Below are 17,119 nucleotides of genomic sequence, written 5' to 3'. Positions count from 1 at the left end.
GGGGCCCACGCGTGGAATCGACTGTGGAGTACGCCCAGGCCACGGGGCTGCTGAGTAGCGTGTGGCTGCTGGTGGCCATCCCGCTGGCCAGTGCGGCGATCCTGCTGCTGCTCGGCAAGCGCGCCGACAAGTGGGGACACTGGCTCGGGGTGGTCGCCGTCGGAGCGGCCTTCGTCCTCGGCCTGACCTACTTCTTCCAGCTACGCGGCCTGGACAACCGGGCGGTCGAGCTGAGCCTGTGGGAGTTCATCGAGGTCGGTGGCCTGTCGGTGGACTTCGGGCTGCTGTTCGACCCGCTGTCGGCGGTCTTCGTGCTGCTGATCACCGGCGTGGGTTTCCTGATCCACGTGTACGCGGTCGAGTACATGTCGCACGACGCCGGACGACGGCGCTTCTTCGCGTACTTCAACCTGTTCGTCGCCGCGATGCTGGTGCTGGTACTGGGCAACAACTACGTGATGCTCTTCCTCGGCTGGGAGGGCGTCGGTCTGGCGTCGTACCTGCTGATCTCGTTCTGGTACCACCTGCCGGCCGCGGCGACCGCCGGTAAGAAGGCGTTCCTGATGAACCGGGTCGGCGACGCCGGCCTGGTGCTGGCGATCTTCCTGATGTTCGCCACGCTCGGGACCACCCAGTTCGAGGCGGTGTTCACCGGTGCCGGCGCGTTGGCGTCCGGCACCATCCTGGCGATGGGCCTGTTGCTGCTGCTCGGCGCCACCGGCAAGTCCGGCCAGTTCCCGCTGCAGGCGTGGTTGCCGGACGCGATGGAGGGCCCGACCCCGGTGTCGGCGCTGATCCACGCCGCCACGATGGTCACCGCCGGCGTCTACCTGATCGCCCGGTCCAACCCGATCTTCTCGGCCAACCCGACGCTGCAGACCGTGGTGGTCAGCGTCGGCGCGCTCACCCTGCTGATCGGCGCGGTCATCGGCTGCGCCAAGGACGACATCAAACGGGTGCTGGCCTGGTCGACGGTCTCCCAGATCGGCTACATGTTCCTCGGCGTCGGGCTCGGCGGCGGCGCGTACGCGCTGGCGATCGTGCACCTGCTGGCGCACGGATTCTTCAAGGCCGGGCTGTTCCTCGGCGCCGGCTCGGTGATGCACGGGATGAAGGACCAGACCGACATCCGGCGGTTCGGCGGCCTGTGGCGGCACATGAAGATCACCTGGGCGACCTTCGGGCTGGCCTGGCTGGCGATCATCGGCATCTGGCCGCTGTCCGGCTACTTCTCCAAGGAGCCGATCATCGCGGCCGCCTTCGAGCGGGAGGACTGGACCGCCTGGCTGTTCGGCGGCGCCGCCCTGCTCGGTGCCGGGCTGACCGCCTTCTACATGACGCGGCTGTTCATTCTCACCTTCCATGGCCCGAAGCGGTGGACCGACGACATCGACCACCCGCACGAGTCGCCGGCGCTGATGTGGGTGCCGCTGGTCCTGCTGGCGGTCGGCTCGGTCGCCGCCGGCTGGCTGATGTCCACCTCGGTGCCCGAGTGGCTGACCCCGGTGCTGGGCACCGAGGAGGGCCACCACGAAGCGGTGCTGTCACACGGCACGGTCACCATCCTGGCGCTGGTGATCACCGTGCTCGGTGCGCTGCTCGGCTGGCTGCTGTTCCGCAACGGCACCGCCGAACAGGAGCAGCCGGCCGGGGTGCTGGTCACCGCGGCCCGGCACAACCTCTACACCGACGCGGTCAACCGGGCGGTCTTCGAAAAGCCGGGCGTCTTCCTCACCCGGGCGCTGGTCTTCCTCGACAACCGGGGAGTCGACGGCCTGGTCAACGGGCTGGCTGCCGCGATCGGTGGCAGCTCCGGGCGGCTTCGGCGGCTGCAGACCGGCTTCGTGCGTTCGTACGCGATGTCCGTGCTCGCCGGTGCCTTCGTGGTGGTCGCGGCGTTCCTCGCCCTGCAGATGGGATGGCTGGCGTGAACGACTTTCCGTTCCTCTCGGTGCTGACCGTGGCGCCGCTGGCCGGCGCGCTCGTGGTGGCGCTCGTCCCGCGCCGCCAGGGGGAGCTGGCCAAGTGGCTGGCGCTCGGCTGGTCGGTGGCGGTGCTGGTGCTGTCACTGGTGATGTGGTTCGCCTTCACCGTCGGCGGCGACCGGTTCCAGTTCCGTGAGTCGTACCCGTGGATCCCCAACTGGGGGGTCAACTTCACCTTCGCGGCCGACGGCATCGCGTTGGTCATGCTGATGCTGATCGCCGTGCTGGTGCCGCTGGTGATCCTCGCCTCCTGGCACGACGCGGAGGCGTCGAAGCGGTCGGTGCCGGTCTACTTCGGCCTGTTGCTGCTGCTCGAAGGCACGATGATCGGCGTCTTCGCCGCCGCTGACATCTTCCTGTTCTACGTGTTCTTCGAGGTCATGCTGGTGCCGATGTACTTCCTGATCGGCAGCTACGGCGGCCACCAGCGGCAGTACGCGGCGGTGAAGTTTTTCCTCTACTCGCTGGTCGGCGGCCTGTTCATGCTGGCCGCGGTGATCGGGCTGTGGGTGGTCGGCGGGCAGACCTTCGACTGGCAGGCGCTCAGCGAGATCGACATGTCCACCGGCGTGGAACGCTGGCTGTTCCTCGGCTTCTTCGTGGCGTTCGCGATCAAGGCGCCGTTCTTCCCGTTCCACACCTGGCTGCCGGACGCCGGTGGTGCGGCACCGGCCGGCTCGGCCGCGCTGCTGGTCGGCGTGATGGACAAGGTCGGTACGTTCGGCATCCTGCGTTACTGTCTGGGGCTGTTCCCGGAGGCGTCGCAGTGGTTCGCGCCGTGGGCGCTGACCCTGGCCGTGATCGGCATCATCTACGCGGCCCTGCTGGCCGTCGGCCAGAACGACCTGAAGCGGCTGGTGTCGTACACCTCGATCTCGCACTTCGGTTTCATCGGGGTCGGCATTTTCGCGTTCACCACCCAGGCCGGCACCGGCGCGGTGCTGTACATGGTCAACCACGGGCTCGCCACCGGCCTGCTCTTCCTGGTCGTCGGGATGTTCGTGGCCCGGCGCGGCTCCGCGCTGATCAGCGACTTCGGCGGAGCAGGCAAGATGGTCCCGGTGCTCGCCGGGGTGTTCTTCTTCGCCGGGCTGACGTCGCTGGCGCTGCCCGGGACCGCCCCGTTCATCTCCGAGTTCCTGGTGCTGATCGGCACCTTCTCGGTGAACAAGCCGGTCGCGGTGATCGCCACCCTCGGCATCATTCTGGCGGCGGCGTACGTGCTGTGGATGGTGCAGCGCACCACCCAGGGCACGTTGAACCCGGCGCTGACCACGGTCGACGGCATGAAGCGCGACATCACCCTGCGGGAGAAGGTCGTGGTGGCCCCGCTGATCGCCCTGATCCTGCTGTTCGGCTTCTACCCGAAGCCGTTGACCGACGTCATCAACCCGGCCATCGAGGCGACGTTGTTCGATGACGTCGGCACGTCCGACCCCGCCCCGACCGAGGGCGTAATCCAGGAGGCGGCCCGGTGAGCGAGTTCTCATCCCCCGCGATCGACTACGCGGCGATCTCGCCGATGCTGATCCTGTTCGGCGCGGCGATGATCGGCGTACTCGTCGAGGCGTTCGTGCCCCGCTCACTGCGCAACCCGGTGCAGCTGGTGCTGGCCCTGGCCAGCATGGTCGGCGCGCTGGTCGCGGTGGTCCTGCAGGGCAGCACCCGGACGGTGACCGCCGGCGAGGCGATCGCCGTCGACGGCCCGACGCTGTTCCTGCAGGGCGCGATCCTGGTGCTCGGCGTGATGGCGATGCTGCTGATCGGTGAGCGGTCGTTGGAGACCGGCGGCGCCTTCGTCGCCCAGGCGGCGATCGTGGTCAACTCAGCCGAAGACCGCAAACAGGCGGCCGGCCGGTCCGGCGCCACCGAGGTCTACCCGTTGGCGTTGTTCGCCCTCGCCGGCATGCTGCTGTTCGTCGCGGCCAACGACCTGCTGACCATGTTCATCGCCCTGGAGGCGTTCTCGCTTCCGCTGTACCTGCTCTGCGCGCTGGCCCGCCGGCGGCGGCTGCTCAGCCAGGAGGCGGCCCTCAAGTACTTCATGCTGGGCGCCTACTCGTCGGCGTTCTTCCTGTTCGGGCTGGCGCTGACCTACGGCTTCACCTCTGGGGTGGACAGCCCGACCGGGCCCGGGGTGGACTTCGCCACCATCCGGGCGGCGGTGGAGACCTCGGAGTCCAGCCCGGTGCTGTTGTTCGCCGGCATCGCGCTGATCTCGGTCGGCCTGCTGTTCAAGGCGACCGCTGCCCCGTTCCACGTCTGGGCCCCGGACGTCTACCAGGGGGCACCGACGCCGGTGACCGGCTTCATGGCCGCCTGCACCAAGGTCGCCGCGTTCGGCGCGCTGCTACGGGTGCTGCACGTGGCGTTCTACGGCGCGGCATGGGACTTCACCCCGGTGCTCGGCACGATCGCCATCCTGACCATGCTGGTCGGGGCGATCCTGGCGGTCACCCAGACCGACATCAAGCGGCTGCTGGCGTACTCGTCGGTGGCCAACGCCGGTTACCTGCTGGTCGGCGTGCTGTCGCTGTCCGCCGAGGGCCTGGCCAGCACGATGTTCTACCTGGTGGCGTACGGCTTCATCGTGCTCGCCGCGTTCGCGGTGGTCACCCTGGTCCGCGACGCCGACGGCGAGGCCACCCACCTGTCCCGCTGGGCGGGGCTGGGCCGGCGCTCGCCGATGTTCGCCGGCATCTTCACCTTCATCCTCCTGGCGTTCGCCGGCATCCCGTTGACCAGCGGCTTCACCAGCAAGTTCGCCATCTTCGGGGCGGCGGTCGGGGACGGTCAGATCTGGCTGGTGATCGCCGGTGTGGTGACCAGCATGATCCTCGCCTTCCCGTACCTGCGGGTGGTGGTGATGATGTGGCTGAGCGAGCCGAGCGACGCCACCCCGACGGTGGTCATCCCCGGCGCGCTGACCTCGGCGGCACTGATGATCGGCGTACTGGCCACCCTGCTGCTCGGGGTCGCGCCGGGCGCGCTGCTCGACCTGACCAGCAACGCCGCCGAGTTTGTCCGATGAACCACCTCACCCGCCCCCAACCTGGGCAGCCACCGCCGCTGTGGCATGGTTGGGGGTGTGGTGAGGACGGCTGACGGCAGCTCCTTCGCGCCTGGCGCGGGAGCGGTGACCTCGATCGGGATCGATATCGTCGACCCGCAGCTGCAGGCGTCCATCGCCGGGATCCTGGCCGACGTCGAGGCCGAGCTGCGGGGCAGCGTGTTCAGCGCCGACCCGTTCGTCACCGAGGCGGCCCGCCACCTGGTCGAGGCCGGCGGCAAACGGTTCCGCCCGCTGCTGGTGGCGCTCGGTGCGCACTTCGGCGACCCGGCGGCGCGGCTGGTGGTGCCGGCGGCCGTGGTGATGGAGCTGACCCATCTGGCGACGCTCTACCACGATGACGTGATGGATGAGGCGCCGGTGCGTCGCGGTGCACCGAGCGCCAACTCGCGGTGGACCAACTCGGTGGCGATCCTGGTCGGGGACTACCTGTTCGCCCGGGCCGCCGACCTCGCCGCAGACCTCGGTATCGAGGCGGTACGGCTGCAGGCCCGCACGTTCGCCCGGTTGGTGCACGGCCAGATCGCCGAGACGGTCGGCCCGCGTGACGAGGAGCAGCCGGTCAACCACTATCTGCAGGTAATCGGGGACAAAACCGGGTCGTTGATCGCGACGTCCGCACGGTTCGGCGGGATGTTCGGCGGCGCGACCCCAGAGCATGTCGAGGCCCTGGCCGGGTACGGCGAGATCATCGGGGTGGCGTTCCAGCTCTCCGACGACCTGCTCGACATCGCCTCGGACTCCGCCCAGTCGGGCAAGACACCCGGTACCGATCTGCGGGAGGGGGTGCACACGCTCCCGGTGCTCTACGCGCTCGGCTCGGACGACGGCGACGCCGCCTCCCGGCGACTGCGGGAGATCCTGGCCGCCGGCCCGGTCACCGACGACGATCTGCACGCCGAGGCGCTCGCTCTGCTGCGTGAGTCGCCGGCGCTGAAACGGGCCCGGGAGACGGTGCGCGGCTACGCCGAGGACGCCCGGTCCCGGCTCGCGCCGCTGCCGCCCGGCCCGGCCCGGCAGGCGATGCAGTCGCTGTGCGACTTCATCGCCGACCGGACGAACTAACCGGGTAGCCGGGGTCCGGTCGTGATCCTGGTCTGGGATCCGGTACTGGTCCGGCCCGGTCGGCACGGGCGGACCTCTGCCGGTCGGCGGCGGTACGGGCGACGACCGGCACCGCCATTTGCGATGATGTTGCGCTAGCCAATAGCATGAACCGTACGTGTCGGGCGCCACACCGATAGTCGCCACCTGGTGCCCCCGATTCGAAAGGGCATTCCACAGGCGGCTGTCTTTTCATATGGTGTAAGTCCCCGGCGGCGGAGGTGGTTGTGCGCGACCCCTTGGCGGAACCTTCGGACCTCATCCGGAGCGTTTCACGGGCACTGCGTGTGCTCGAAGCGGTCGGACGTGCCCCGCGCGGACTGACCGTCAAACAGATTGCCCGGCGCTGCGAGCTGACCGTGGCGACCACGTACCACCTGGTGCGCACCCTGGCGTACGAGGGCTACGTGATCCGTCGCGAGGACGGTACCTACATCGTCGGCCTCGAGGTCGCGGACCGCTACCGCGAACTGGTCGCCGCATTCCGCGGCCCGCCAGCGGTCGGCGAGGCGCTGCGCCGCGCAGCGGCGGAGACCGGCTACAGCCACTACCTCGGCCGCTTCGTCGGCGCCCAGGTGGCGGTGACCGCGTCGGCCGAAGGGCTGCGCTCGCCGTACCTGGAGGACATGGTGCCCGGGTTCGACGAGGGGGCGCACGCCACCGCGCTGGGCAAGGCGCTGCTCGCGACCCTCACCCCCGAACAGCGGTTCCGTTACCTCAAAGAGTTCGGCATGCGGCCGTTCACCTCGGCCACGATCACCTCCATCGAGGGCTTCGAAGCTGATCTCGCGGTCGGCGACCGGCGTGGCATGCACCTGGAGATCGGGCAGTACCGGCAGGGCCTGGCCTGCGCCGCGGTGATGGTCAACGCGGACAAGGACGTCGAGCGGCGGGTGGCGATCGCCTGCGCGTTGCCGGCGGCCGAGATGATGACCTCGGCCCGGGTGGTCCGCGCGAAGCTGCTCACCGCCGCCAGGGCGGTCGCCGAGGCGATGACCGGCCCGGAGCATCCGGGCAGCTGAAAACAGTTTCTCCAGGACCTTGAACCGCCCGGCCAGCGGCTACGTGTCATGAGGCGGAAGGGAAGGGCGCCTCTTGACCGACCAGGATTCACAACTGATGCGCGCGTTGCACGAAGAGCATGGTGACGCGCTCTTCGCCCATGCGCTGCGGCTGGCCGGTGGCGACCGGCAGCGGGCCGAGGACCTGGTCCAGGAGACGCTGCTGCGGGCCTGGCGACATCCCGAGTCGCTGGACCCGGAGCGGGGATCCGTACGAGCCTGGCTGTTCACCACGGCCCGGAACCTCGCGATCGACGCCTGGCGTCGACGCAGTGTCCGGGTCGGCGAGGTGGTCACCGACGTACTGCCGGAACCACCACCGGCGGTGGACGAGGCGGACCGTGCCGTGGAGGCGTGGACCGTTGCCGAAGCCCTCGGCCGGCTCTCCCAACCACACCGGGAAGTGTTGATCGAGTGCTTCTATCGGGGGCGTTCGGTCTCCGAGGCGGCGGCCAGGCTCGGCGTCCCGCCAGGTACCGTCAAGTCACGGACGCATTACGCACTGCGCTCGCTGCGGCTGGTGCTGGAGGAGATGGGGGTGACCCAGTGAGGTGTGACTACGCGCACGACGACGGCGCGTACGTCCTGGGTGCCCTGTCACCCGCCGAACGAGCGGCGTACGAGCACCACCTCGCCGGCTGCCCGAGCTGCCGGCAGGCCGTCGCCGACATCGCGGTGCTGCCCGGTCTGCTCGGCCGGCTGGATCCGGCCGGCTTCGAGCAGATCAGCGACCCGCCGTCGACCGAGCCCCGGTTGGCCACCCTGGTCGACGCGGCGGGCCGGGCCCGCCGCCGGGGCCGGCGGATGCGCCGCTGGCAGACCGCCGGGGCGGCGCTGGCCGCCGCCGGTCTCGCGATCGTGGTCGGCTTCGGGGTGGGCTGGGTGGGGGCCGGCGGTACGCCGGAGACCACGCCCGGCTCCCAACTCCTCGCGATGCAGCCGGTGGCCTCGCAGGTGCCGATCCACGCCGAGGTGGGTCTGCAGGCGGCGACCAACGGCACCGAGGTCACCATGCGCTGCTGGTGGGAGCCGACCAACCCGGACGGCCGACCGATGGATTTCGAGCTGGTCGCCTACGACCGGGACGGGGCCAAGCAGCAGGTCGGCTCGTGGGCGGTCAGTCCCGGGGCCGAGATCGTCTTCACCGGCGCTACCCGGTTCGACCACGACCAGTTGGAACGGCTCGAACTGGTCCGTGCCGACGGCGCGGCGATCCTGGCATACCAGGTCGGCTGAGTCGTCGGTCAGCCGGCCGGGGCAGGCTCAGCGGTCAGCCGGCCGGGGCAGGCTCAGCGGTCAGCGGCTGTGCCGCCGTCAGCTCCATCCAGCGGTCAGGCTCGGCCAGCGGAGTGAAACCCAACGCCGCGTAGACGCCGTGCGCGTCCAGCGTGCCCAGCACCAGCCGGCGTACCCCCCGCCGGGCAAGCTCGTCGCGGGCCGTCGCCACCAACTGGCGGCCGAGTCCACGGCCACGCACCGAGCGGTCGATGTAGACGTCACACAGCCATCCGAAGGTCGCCTGGTCGGTGACAACCCGGGCGAAGCCGACCTGCCCGTCGGCGTCGCCCCGGTAGACCCCGAACACGAGCGAGTTGGCGATCGACCGGACGACCACCTCGCGGGAGCGGCCCAGCGCCCAGTACGCGTCGGTGGAGAGCCAGCCGTGGACCCGGTCGACGTCGACGCGGGTCGGGTCGTCGCAGATCTCATGTCCGTCCGCAAGCATGATCGACACCATGCGCCGACCGTAGGTGTCGGTCGACCGGCTGTCGTACGAATTTCCGGGACGTCGCCGAACGCACCACCCGGTACGGCAGGGTTGCTGCCCGAGGCCGGGACGGCCGGTCAGTCCCGGTCCAGAACCAGACCCAGCAGCCAGGTGACCACTCCGACCAGCAGCGCCCCGAGCACGGCGGCCGGCCAGAAACCGTCGACCTGGAACGGTAGGTCGAGCTGCTCGGCGATGAACCCGGTCAACAGGAACAACAGCCCGTTGACGACCACCGCGATCAACCCGAGGGTCAGCAGGTACAGGGCACACCCGACGGTTTTGATGATCGGCTGCAGCACCGCGTTCACCACGCCGAAGATGACCGACACGAGCAGCAGCGCGACGATGGCCTCGCCGATTGCGTCGGTCTGTAACGTGATGCCCGGAATGATCAGGGTGGCCAGCCAGAACGCCAACGCCGTACTACCCAGGCGGATGAGGAGGCTTTTCAGGAAACCCATCCGGGAATCCTGCCATGCCGGCCGTCGCCGCTGGCTCCGGCATCGCCGTCCGGCGATACCATCGTGCCTCACCCTCTCTCACGGTCGAACCGCCCGTGACGCCATGTCGTCCGCCGGTTGCGGCCCGTCGGTCCCGGAGGTGCGTGGTTGACGTCCCGGCAGCACCACTTGCAGTCCCACCGGTATGCGGCACGACGGCTGGTCGACGCGTTGGTGTCGGGGGAGGCCGATCCGGTACGACCATCCCGTCGGTCAGCCCCTGCGACGCTGGCCGGCGTGCTGGTCGCCGTGCTCGGGCTCGGCGGTGCCGCAGGGTACGGAGCAGCGACCGGATCCGCAGCCACTGACTGGCGGGACAGCCGGGTGGTGATTGTCGAACGGGAGTCCGGGGCCCGGTACGTCTACCGCGCCGGCCGGCTGCACCCGGTGCGGAACTACAGTTCGGCGTTGCTGATCGCGGGTGCGGCTCCACCGCGTACCGTGCTGGTGCGGCAGGCCGCACTACGCGACGTCAACCGGGGATCTCCGCTGGGTATCCCCGACGCGCCGGACTCGCTGCCCCGCCCCGAGGACCTGGTTGGTCCGGACTGGACGGTTTGCTCCAGCGTCGCCGACCAGGGTGAGTCGGCTGCGCCCGGGACGTCGGTGCTGCTCGGCGTGGGTAGCTCCGGCGGTCGGCCGCTCGGCGATGACGCGCTGCTCACCCGGCTACCGGACGGTGCGGTACAGCTGATCTGGCGGGGCCGCCGGCACGCCGTGGCCGAACCGGAGCTGGTGCTCGCCGCGCTCGGCTGGACCCGGCACCGCCCGCTGCCGGTCGCGCCGGCGGTGCTCCGGGCCCTGCCGGTCGGGGCTGACCTGGCCCGCCCGACGGTCCCTGGTGCGGGGCAGCCGTCCGGGACGATTCCGGACACCACGGTCGGCGAGGTCTTCGTGATGATCACCCAGAGCGGCTCGCGACAGTACGCGGTGGCGTACCGCGACGGGCTCGCTGAGATCACCCAGGTACAGGCCGATCTGCTGCTGACCGCACACGACCAGGCCGGCCCGACCCGGTTGACCCAGGGTCGGTTCCGTGGCCTGCCCCGGGTCGACGAGCTGGTCCCGGAAGGTCCGCAGGCACCACCGGCCGAGACACCGGCGCTACGATCGGCGGCGACCGGCACCGTCTGCGTCGGTGGCGCCGGGATCCGGTCCCAAGTACGGGTGGCGGTGGATCCGGACACCCCGGCCACCGGCGTCCGGTTGCCGCCCGGTCGCGGCGCTCTGGTCGAGGCGGTACGGCCGGGCGGGAACACCCCGCAGGTCAGCCTGATCACCGACGCTGGACTACGCCACCCGGTTCCCGACCCGGCGGTGCTGCCGACGCTCGGCTACCCGGACGCCGCGCGGTCGCGGCTGCCGGCCAACGTGGTCGAGCTTGTGCCGGCCGGTCCGGACCTGGACCGGCGGATCGCCCTCGGCTGACCGTGTCCCGGCTCAGCTGCGCTCTGGCTGGTTCGTCGCCGATGCCACCGCAATCGAGCCGTTATCCACAGCGGACGAGGTGGGGCTGCGCCGGTGGGTCGACCCGGCTACGGTCGGCGAGGTGACGTTCACCGCTGTCAGCGGACCGGGACCGAGAGGGGCCACAGCGTGTCGCAGACGCAAGCCGAGTTGGCGGTCATGCAGCGGGCAGCCAGCCGTTTCGACCAGGTCGACGAGGAGCTCGATGCGATGCTGCGCGGTCTGCTGCAGCGTTTGGAGGTGCTTCAGCACGCCTGGCGTGGTGCCGGTGGCCGGTCCTTCGAGCAGGTCACTGCCGGGTGGGCCAGAGAGCAGGCGGCGTTGCACCGGGCGTTGCGTGAGACGGCCGGAGCGATCCGTACCGCCGGGACGCAGTACCAGGCGACAGACGTCGCGGCGGCGGACCGGGTGACCAGGGCAGGGCGACGGATCGAGCTGCCGCTCTGAGACGACCCGGCGGCCTGCTGCTCGGGGGCGACCGGGCGGGCGGCGCAGCGGCATGACACGGAGCATGACACGGAGGAGGTGACCAGTTGGCCGACGGCGAGCTGGTGGTGGATTTCCGGGCGCTGCAACAGGCCAGCGCCGACATCGGGCAGGCGTTGCGTACTCTCGGGTCGCAGTTGCACCAGGTGGAGCGGGAGGCTGCGCCACTTGTAGCAACCTGGGACGGTGTGGCTCGTCAAGCGTACGAGCAACGGCAGGCCCGGTGGCGCGGCGCGGCACAGAATCTTCAGGCCCTGCTGCGGGAGATCAAGGTTGCGGTCGACGAGTCGGCCGCCGACTATCTGAGCACCGAGCGGCGCAACGCGGACCTGTTCCGATGAGCCGAAGCGTGTCCTCTCGACTACGCGAAGTGTTTTCTCACGTTAGTTGAACTGCAAGGCGTCCGCCGGCCGTTGTGATCGTGGCACCACCTTGTAGGTTGTACCGGACGCGTGTGGCCTGTCCGGTGGAAAGGGGGGTCGGCCGTGACCGATTGGCAACCGGCCACCGAGATCGAGGCCGCGATGCGCGACGCCCTGCTCCGTCAGGACCAGGAGCTCTACTTCCAGCTGCTGGCCGGCACCGAGTTGCTGCTCCCTGTTTCAGCGCAGGCCCTGGCCGGTCAGGCCCCGATGGGCTGGGGCACCTGGACGACGAACGGGCGGACCCACGTTCTCGCGTTCACCTCTCCGGTCACCCTGCACGCATGCCTTGGTGACAACGGCAGTTCCGCCCGTCGGGTGACGTTCGCCGAGCTGGCCGCCACCTGGCCCAACCTGGAGTGGTGGCTGGCGGTCAACCCGGGTCTGCCGATCGAAGGCTGGCTGCCGGCCTGGTTCGTCGCCCAGCTGGCCCGCGGAGACGCGCGACTGCCAAACCGCGGCGGCCAGTCCGAGGGCCGCGCCAATGCCGCCGCCCGGGCCCGTGCGACCGCCACCGTCCCCGGACTGGCCGGCTACCCCGGCGGTGCCGGGCCGGTCGACGGCGGGCCCGCTCTACTGCCGGACCACGGCCGGCATCCCACCCAGTACGCCGCCGAAGCTACCGCCGCTGCCAGCCCACCGCCGGTACCGACCGCTCCGGCGCCGACCGCTCCGGCGCCGGAAGGTCAGTGGCCGCACCCGGACAACGCGGCCGCCGACCCGGCGCCGCCGACCGCCCGTCCGGTGTCGCCCAGCTCGCCGCCACCGTACGGTTCGACCCGATCCCCGGCCGGCGCGACCGCCGGGCTGTCGGCCGGCGGTCTGCCTCGCCGGGTGCCGACTCCCACGCCGCCCACCGAAGACCCGCCACCAGCGGTGGAACAGCCCGGTGCGGCCGGCGGCACGGCGGGCGAGCCGGCGCCCGGTCCGGCGGTCGAGCCGGCGGTCGAGCCACCGTCCGGTCCGGCGGTCGAGCCACCGTCCGGTCCGGCCTTCGAGCCGGCCAACGACGTGGAGCGGGACCTGGTCGCGGCGGCGGGCGGCGGCGGCAGCAACTCGTTCCTGTCCACCCTGCTGCTCGCCAAGGTGCTGCTGCCCGTCTCCGAATCGGCCGCGGCCGGGTCCAGACCCGGCGACGAGGGCTTCACCTGGCGGACCGAGACCGCCACCGACGACACGTTCGTCGTGGTGTTCACCTCGCCGGAGCGGATCGCCGATCACTTCGACACCCCGGTCGATACCGTCGAAGTGAAGTTCGTCCAGCTGATCCGCCGCTGGCCGGACCCGCAGTGGTCGTTCGTCATCAACCCCGGCACCCCGGTCGGCGCGAAGCTGCCCGGCACCGAGATCGTCGGCCTGGCCAGCTGGGCGGCTGAGGTCGGGCTGGGAGACGAGGAAGCCGACGTCGGACAGCCGGCCGAACCCCAACCCGGCGCGTCGGCCGCGCCGAAGCCGGCCGTGTCCAGCGGGCCGGACGTCCCGGGGCAGCCGACGACGATGCAGAAGACCGTCGCCGCCAGCCAGGTCGGCTACTACCTGGACCGTGGCTACGACCGGGTGTCGGGGTTCGTGCACCGCGCCGCCGAGGTCGCCCACCTGGACACCCCAGCCAAGCTGTACGCGGCACTCGGGCTCGGCTACGCCGGGTCACCCTTCGCTCCGGACGCTGACGAGATCTTCGTGTTGCGGTGGCCGGCCTACCGGCCGAGCCTCTACCGGATTCCCTACGGCGGGCAGAACGAGAACGCCATGCGGGCGATGGAAGGCTGGGTGATCGAGCGTCCGCCCTTCCGCGGCAACGGCTTCGCCCCCGGGGAGAGCAGCGACGTCGTGGCCGAGTTCAAGGTCGACGGGATCCGGCTGCCGCACGGTTCGCAGCTGTGGCGGCTCGGCGCGGACGGCACCGGGACGCTCGTCGCCCTGCTGGACGCCGACGAGACCGCCTGGCAGCGGGTCAAGGAGGAATGATGCGCGACGGCTACGTCGCCCGCTGGCAGGGGCAGGAGTACGACGCCAGCCCGGCCGGCGACGAGGTGCGGATCTACCAGCCGACCGAGGGCGACGGCTTCACCGCGATCCGCTCCGGCCGATACGTCCGGGTGGTGCCGATGTCCGAGGTCGACGACTTGGCGTACGTGCGTACCACCTGCACCTGGCACGGCCAGCCGTTCGTCGTGCTCGCCAAGCACGACGGCTGGCTGCGGGTCGAGTACACCGGCGGTCGCGCCCCGGTCGCCCAGTCGCTCGGGCTGGAGGAGTTCGACTTCGGTGTCTACCAGGGCTGGGCGGCAGCCAACGAGGTGACCGAGCTGCGCGAGCACCGGGTCTGACCGGCCGGGTCGCGGGTCAGCTCTTGGCCCAGCGCAGCACCTCGCCGAGCACCACCTCCGGCGACTCGACGTGCGGAAAGTGCCCAACCTCGTCCAGCAGCCGCCACTCGTACGGGGCGATCACGTACCGCCCGGAGCCCTGCGCCGTCCGGGGCAGCACCGCCGGGTCCAACGCCCCGTGCAGTTGCAACGTCGGTGTCACCAGCGGCTCCTGCAACAGCTTGACGAAGCGGTAGCCGTGCAGCCGCAGCAGCGACCGGAACGCCCAGCGGTACCCCTCCAACGCGCAGAACGACGCCTGCGGGATCCGCATCGCGGTCCGGCACAGCTGTTCGTACTCGGCGAACCGGGCTCCGCCGGTCCACACCGGCCCACCCCACTGGCGGAGGAACCCTCCGACCATCGCCGCGTCGTCGCGGGTCAGCACGTGCTCGTAGCGGGGCAGCTGGAAGCGTAGCGACGGGGTGGAGGCGGCGGCCTGCCCACGCGGGTCGGTGAAGATCGCCGAGCGGAGCCGCAGCGGGTGAGCGGCCCCGATCACGACCAGCCGGCGCACCATCCTCGGGTGGAACGCGGCGGCGGTCCACCCGATCATGCCGCCGAAGCCGGCGCCGACGATGACCGCCGAGCGCTCACCGAGCGCCCTGATCATGCCGGTGACGTCGGCGGCCAGGGTGTATCCGTCATACCCGCGCGGCGGCTTGTCACTCGCCCCGAATCCCCGCATGTCGACCGCCACGGCACGGTAACCGGCGTCGGCCACCGCCGGCAGCATCTCGTGCCAGGCCCACCAGAACTCGGGAAAGCCGTGCAGGAACAGGACCAGCGGGCCGGTGCCGGCCTCGACCACGTGGAACCGGCTGCCGTTGGCGCCGACGTACCGGTGCTCCCAGGGGCCCTTGATGAGCACACAGGACTCGTCGACCGGGCCCGCTGTCCTGCCACGTTCTCCCATGGCGACAGCGTAGGCCGGCCCCGCACCACCGTATCCGGCCTGGGCAAACAATAGAGGTTGATTCAGGGTGATCACCGGCGTCGGCTCCGGGTGTCCACCGGGGGTGGCTGACTTCCGCTGCTGGCGGCGGGACCCGACCGGGCGGCGATACCGTTGCCGGATGGCCGACGATGCTGCCGGACCCGATCCGGGCAACGCCCCACCGCCACCCGTCCCGTTGATCAACGTCGCCGGGCCGCCGGCCGAGTACGGCGCCGGCTACGGTGCGGCGGCGGCGTCGGTGATCGCCCGCAACATCGAGCACTACCTGCGGCGGTTCCGCGACGAGGCCGGGTTGAGCAGGTCGGCGGTACGGATCGCCGGCGGCACCTTCCGCAACGCGAGCCGGGCGGCCCACCCGAGGATCGTCGAGGCGCTCGACGCGGTGGCCGGCGGAGCAGGGGTGCACGTCGACGAGGTCTACGCGCTGAACGCCCGTACCGAACTGCTGTACGGCACCGGGCGGACGGCGGCCGACCCGCCGCCAAGCGACCCCACCGATACCGAACCCACCGATCCCGACCTGGGCTCCGGCTCCGGCCGTGACGTCGGTCCGGACGGTTCGGCCGGCGGCTGTACGGCAGCCGGGGTACTCGGCTCGCGGACCGCCGACGGCCATCTGCTGCTCGGGCAGAACTGGGACTGGCATCCCGACCAGCGGGACACGATGGTGCTGCTGCGGACCACGGACGAGCGAGGGCTGACCGTGCTCACCCTCACCGAGGCGGGCATGCTCGCCAAGGCCGGGCTGAACTCGGCAGGGCTGGGAGTCTGCATCAACATGCTCGGCAGCGACCGGGACGGGCTGGCGCCGGGCCGATCGCCCGGGGTGCCGTACCACGTGCTGCTGCGCGCGGTGCTGGAAGCCGGCAGCCTCGGCCAGGCGACCCGGGTGGCCTTCCGTACCCCCCGAAACGCGTCGATCAACCTGCTGCTCGGCCAGGCCGGCCCGGCCGGTGGGGAACTGCTCGACTTGGAGGTGGTCCCCGGCGACGTCGGGTGGACCCACCCGGTGGACGGGGTGCTCACCCACGCGAACCACCTGGAGACGGCCCTGCCGGTGCGGGACACGGCGAAGAACCTCGGCGGCTCGTCGATGTTCCGGGCGGCGCGGGCCCGCCGGCTACTGGCCGAACGGGCGGCCGGTGCGCCGTTGACCCTCGCCGACCTGGCCGACGTGTTCCATGATCATCTGGGCTTGCCGCTGGCGATCTGTCGGCATCTCGACGAGCGGGACGCACCGGCGGACCAGGCGGAGACGGTCTACTCGGTGCTGATCGATCTGGACGCCCGCCGGCTGGGGCTGGCCGCCGGCCCGCCGTGCCAGCACGACTACCACTGGCTGGAGCTGGCCGACGGCGTCACCGGATGACCTCCGCCCGGATCAGCTGCCAGTGCTGGCCCGGCCCGCAGTAGATCCGGATCCGCAGCGGAGCCATCTTCACCCGGATCCGGGTGTGCTGGGTGAGTGTGGTGCCGTCGTCGCCGTACAGCGCGTGTTCGGTCCCGTCGTCGGTGACCAGCCCGTAGCAGGGTCCGGTGCCACCCCGGGTCACCGTGCCGACCAGCCAGTCGCCGGTGATCAGGTCGGACGGGGTTTTCGGGGGTGTCCCGGGTCGGGGCAGTGTCGGCGGTTCGGTCCGGGACAGGCCCGGAGTCTCGGACGGGATCGGTGTCGCCGGTTCGTTGGATCCGGTCTGCGGGGCATCCGGCCCGTCGGTTCCGCTCTGCGAGGCGTCCGGGGTCGCCGGCATCGGTGCTCCTGACGTGGGATCGCCACCGCAACCGGCGACGGCGATCAGCGCCACGCCGGTCAGCATGGCGGCGACGGCCCGGAGGGCTGACTGTCGGATCAGCTTCGGTACTGCCATGCCGGTTGGACGCTGCCCGGCCGGCCGGAGTTCCACCGGCCGGCCGGGACCGCGTCAC

General features: G+C 70.9%; 17 protein-coding genes. 13 read left to right on the top strand and 4 right to left on the bottom strand.

Annotation, left to right across the window (positions count from 1 at the left end; genetic code table 11):
- Positions 1-11: 11 nt before the first annotated feature.
- From nuoL to O7553_RS25265, 7 genes are all read left to right on the top strand, one after another.
- Entirely contained in the window at positions 12-1,931 is a 1,920-nt protein-coding gene (gene nuoL, locus O7553_RS25295; RefSeq protein ID WP_281552094.1) for an NADH-quinone oxidoreductase subunit L, read from the top strand.
- Positions 1,928-3,463, top strand: a complete 1,536-nt coding sequence (locus O7553_RS25290) for an NADH-quinone oxidoreductase subunit M (protein ID WP_281552093.1) — start codon at positions 1,928-1,930, stop codon at positions 3,461-3,463. Before nuoL ends, O7553_RS25290 begins: the two co-directional genes overlap by 4 nt.
- On the top strand, positions 3,460-5,016 hold the full coding sequence (gene nuoN, locus O7553_RS25285) for an NADH-quinone oxidoreductase subunit NuoN (RefSeq protein WP_281552092.1): 1,557 nt from the start codon (positions 3,460-3,462) through the stop codon (positions 5,014-5,016). The genes O7553_RS25290 and nuoN overlap by 4 nt, the downstream gene beginning before the upstream one ends.
- A gap of 45 nt (positions 5,017-5,061) precedes the next feature.
- Positions 5,062-6,120, top strand: a complete 1,059-nt coding sequence (locus O7553_RS25280; protein WP_281552091.1) for a polyprenyl synthetase family protein — start codon at positions 5,062-5,064, stop codon at positions 6,118-6,120.
- A 266-nt stretch (positions 6,121-6,386) separates the two neighbouring features.
- The gene (locus O7553_RS25275) at positions 6,387-7,181 is read left to right on the top strand and encodes an IclR family transcriptional regulator C-terminal domain-containing protein (RefSeq protein ID WP_281552090.1); all 795 of its coding nucleotides are present in this window, start codon (positions 6,387-6,389) and stop codon (positions 7,179-7,181) included.
- A 94-nt stretch (positions 7,182-7,275) separates the two neighbouring features.
- Entirely contained in the window at positions 7,276-7,770 is a 495-nt protein-coding gene (locus O7553_RS25270; RefSeq protein ID WP_281555747.1) for a sigma-70 family RNA polymerase sigma factor, read from the top strand.
- Positions 7,767-8,456: a zf-HC2 domain-containing protein gene (locus O7553_RS25265; protein ID WP_281552089.1), complete on the top strand. Its 690-nt coding sequence runs from the start codon at positions 7,767-7,769 to the stop codon at positions 8,454-8,456. Before O7553_RS25270 ends, O7553_RS25265 begins: the two co-directional genes overlap by 4 nt.
- A 34-nt stretch (positions 8,457-8,490) precedes the next feature.
- Here O7553_RS25265 and O7553_RS25260 read toward each other — a convergent pair whose 3' ends face one another.
- Positions 8,491-8,958, bottom strand: a complete 468-nt coding sequence (locus tag O7553_RS25260; protein ID WP_281552088.1) for a GNAT family N-acetyltransferase — start codon at positions 8,956-8,958, stop codon at positions 8,491-8,493.
- Positions 8,959-9,065: 107 nt separating this feature from the next.
- Positions 9,066-9,452 (bottom strand): phage holin family protein, encoded by a 387-nt coding sequence (locus tag O7553_RS25255; RefSeq protein WP_281552087.1) that lies wholly within the window; start codon positions 9,450-9,452, stop codon positions 9,066-9,068.
- Between the two features lie 117 nt (positions 9,453-9,569).
- On the opposite strand from O7553_RS25255, the gene eccB reads away from it, so the two are divergent.
- The 5 genes from eccB (at position 9,570) to O7553_RS25230 (ending at position 14,196) form a co-directional block, all read left to right on the top strand.
- On the top strand, positions 9,570-10,919 hold the full coding sequence (gene eccB, locus O7553_RS25250) for a type VII secretion protein EccB (protein WP_348651183.1): 1,350 nt from the start codon (positions 9,570-9,572) through the stop codon (positions 10,917-10,919).
- A 168-nt stretch (positions 10,920-11,087) separates the two neighbouring features.
- Positions 11,088-11,405 carry a WXG100 family type VII secretion target gene (locus O7553_RS25245; protein ID WP_123605183.1) on the top strand — a complete coding sequence of 106 codons (318 nt, stop codon included), beginning with the start codon at positions 11,088-11,090 and terminating at the stop codon, positions 11,403-11,405.
- 86 nt (positions 11,406-11,491) lie between these two features.
- A complete protein-coding gene (locus O7553_RS25240) occupies positions 11,492-11,785 on the top strand; it encodes a WXG100 family type VII secretion target (RefSeq protein ID WP_281552085.1) in 294 nt (97 codons plus the stop codon).
- Positions 11,786-11,929: 144 nt separating this feature from the next.
- Entirely contained in the window at positions 11,930-13,834 is a 1,905-nt protein-coding gene (locus O7553_RS25235; protein ID WP_281552084.1) for an SseB family protein, read from the top strand.
- Positions 13,831-14,196: a hypothetical protein gene (locus tag O7553_RS25230; RefSeq protein WP_281552083.1), complete on the top strand. Its 366-nt coding sequence runs from the start codon at positions 13,831-13,833 to the stop codon at positions 14,194-14,196. Before O7553_RS25235 ends, O7553_RS25230 begins: the two co-directional genes overlap by 4 nt.
- Positions 14,197-14,212: 16 nt before the next feature.
- Here O7553_RS25230 and O7553_RS25225 read toward each other — a convergent pair whose 3' ends face one another.
- A complete protein-coding gene (locus O7553_RS25225) occupies positions 14,213-15,151 on the bottom strand; it encodes an alpha/beta hydrolase (protein WP_281552082.1) in 939 nt (312 codons plus the stop codon).
- Between the two features lie 160 nt (positions 15,152-15,311).
- On the opposite strand from O7553_RS25225, the gene O7553_RS25220 reads away from it, so the two are divergent.
- Entirely contained in the window at positions 15,312-16,562 is a 1,251-nt protein-coding gene (locus O7553_RS25220; protein WP_281552081.1) for a C45 family peptidase, read from the top strand.
- Here O7553_RS25220 and O7553_RS25215 read toward each other — a convergent pair.
- Positions 16,552-17,061, bottom strand: a complete 510-nt coding sequence (locus tag O7553_RS25215; RefSeq protein ID WP_281552080.1) for a hypothetical protein — start codon at positions 17,059-17,061, stop codon at positions 16,552-16,554. The genes O7553_RS25220 and O7553_RS25215 overlap by 11 nt on opposite strands.
- Between the last annotated feature and the right edge of the window lie 58 nt (positions 17,062-17,119).

This window comes from Solwaraspora sp. WMMA2059 (genome assembly GCF_027497315.1).
Lineage (GTDB): Bacteria > Actinomycetota > Actinomycetes > Mycobacteriales > Micromonosporaceae > Micromonospora_E.
This window is presented reverse-complemented; position numbering and strand designations above follow the sequence as displayed.

What these genes read in the sequence shown, in the direction of transcription:
- O7553_RS25280 (WP_281552091.1), top strand. Translation starts at nt 5,062, where the DNA reads ATGGTTGGGGGTGTGGTGAGGACGGCTGACGGCAGCTCCTTCGCGCCT.
- O7553_RS25260 (WP_281552088.1), bottom strand. Translation starts at nt 8,958, where the DNA reads ATGGTGTCGATCATGCTTGCGGACGGACATGAGATCTGCGACGACCCG.
- O7553_RS25255 (WP_281552087.1), bottom strand. Translation starts at nt 9,452, where the DNA reads ATGGGTTTCCTGAAAAGCCTCCTCATCCGCCTGGGTAGTACGGCGTTG.
- O7553_RS25230 (WP_281552083.1), top strand. Translation starts at nt 13,831, where the DNA reads ATGATGCGCGACGGCTACGTCGCCCGCTGGCAGGGGCAGGAGTACGAC.
- O7553_RS25225 (WP_281552082.1), bottom strand. Translation starts at nt 15,151, where the DNA reads ATGGGAGAACGTGGCAGGACAGCGGGCCCGGTCGACGAGTCCTGTGTG.
- O7553_RS25220 (WP_281552081.1), top strand. Translation starts at nt 15,312, where the DNA reads ATGGCCGACGATGCTGCCGGACCCGATCCGGGCAACGCCCCACCGCCA.
- O7553_RS25215 (WP_281552080.1), bottom strand. Translation starts at nt 17,061, where the DNA reads ATGGCAGTACCGAAGCTGATCCGACAGTCAGCCCTCCGGGCCGTCGCC.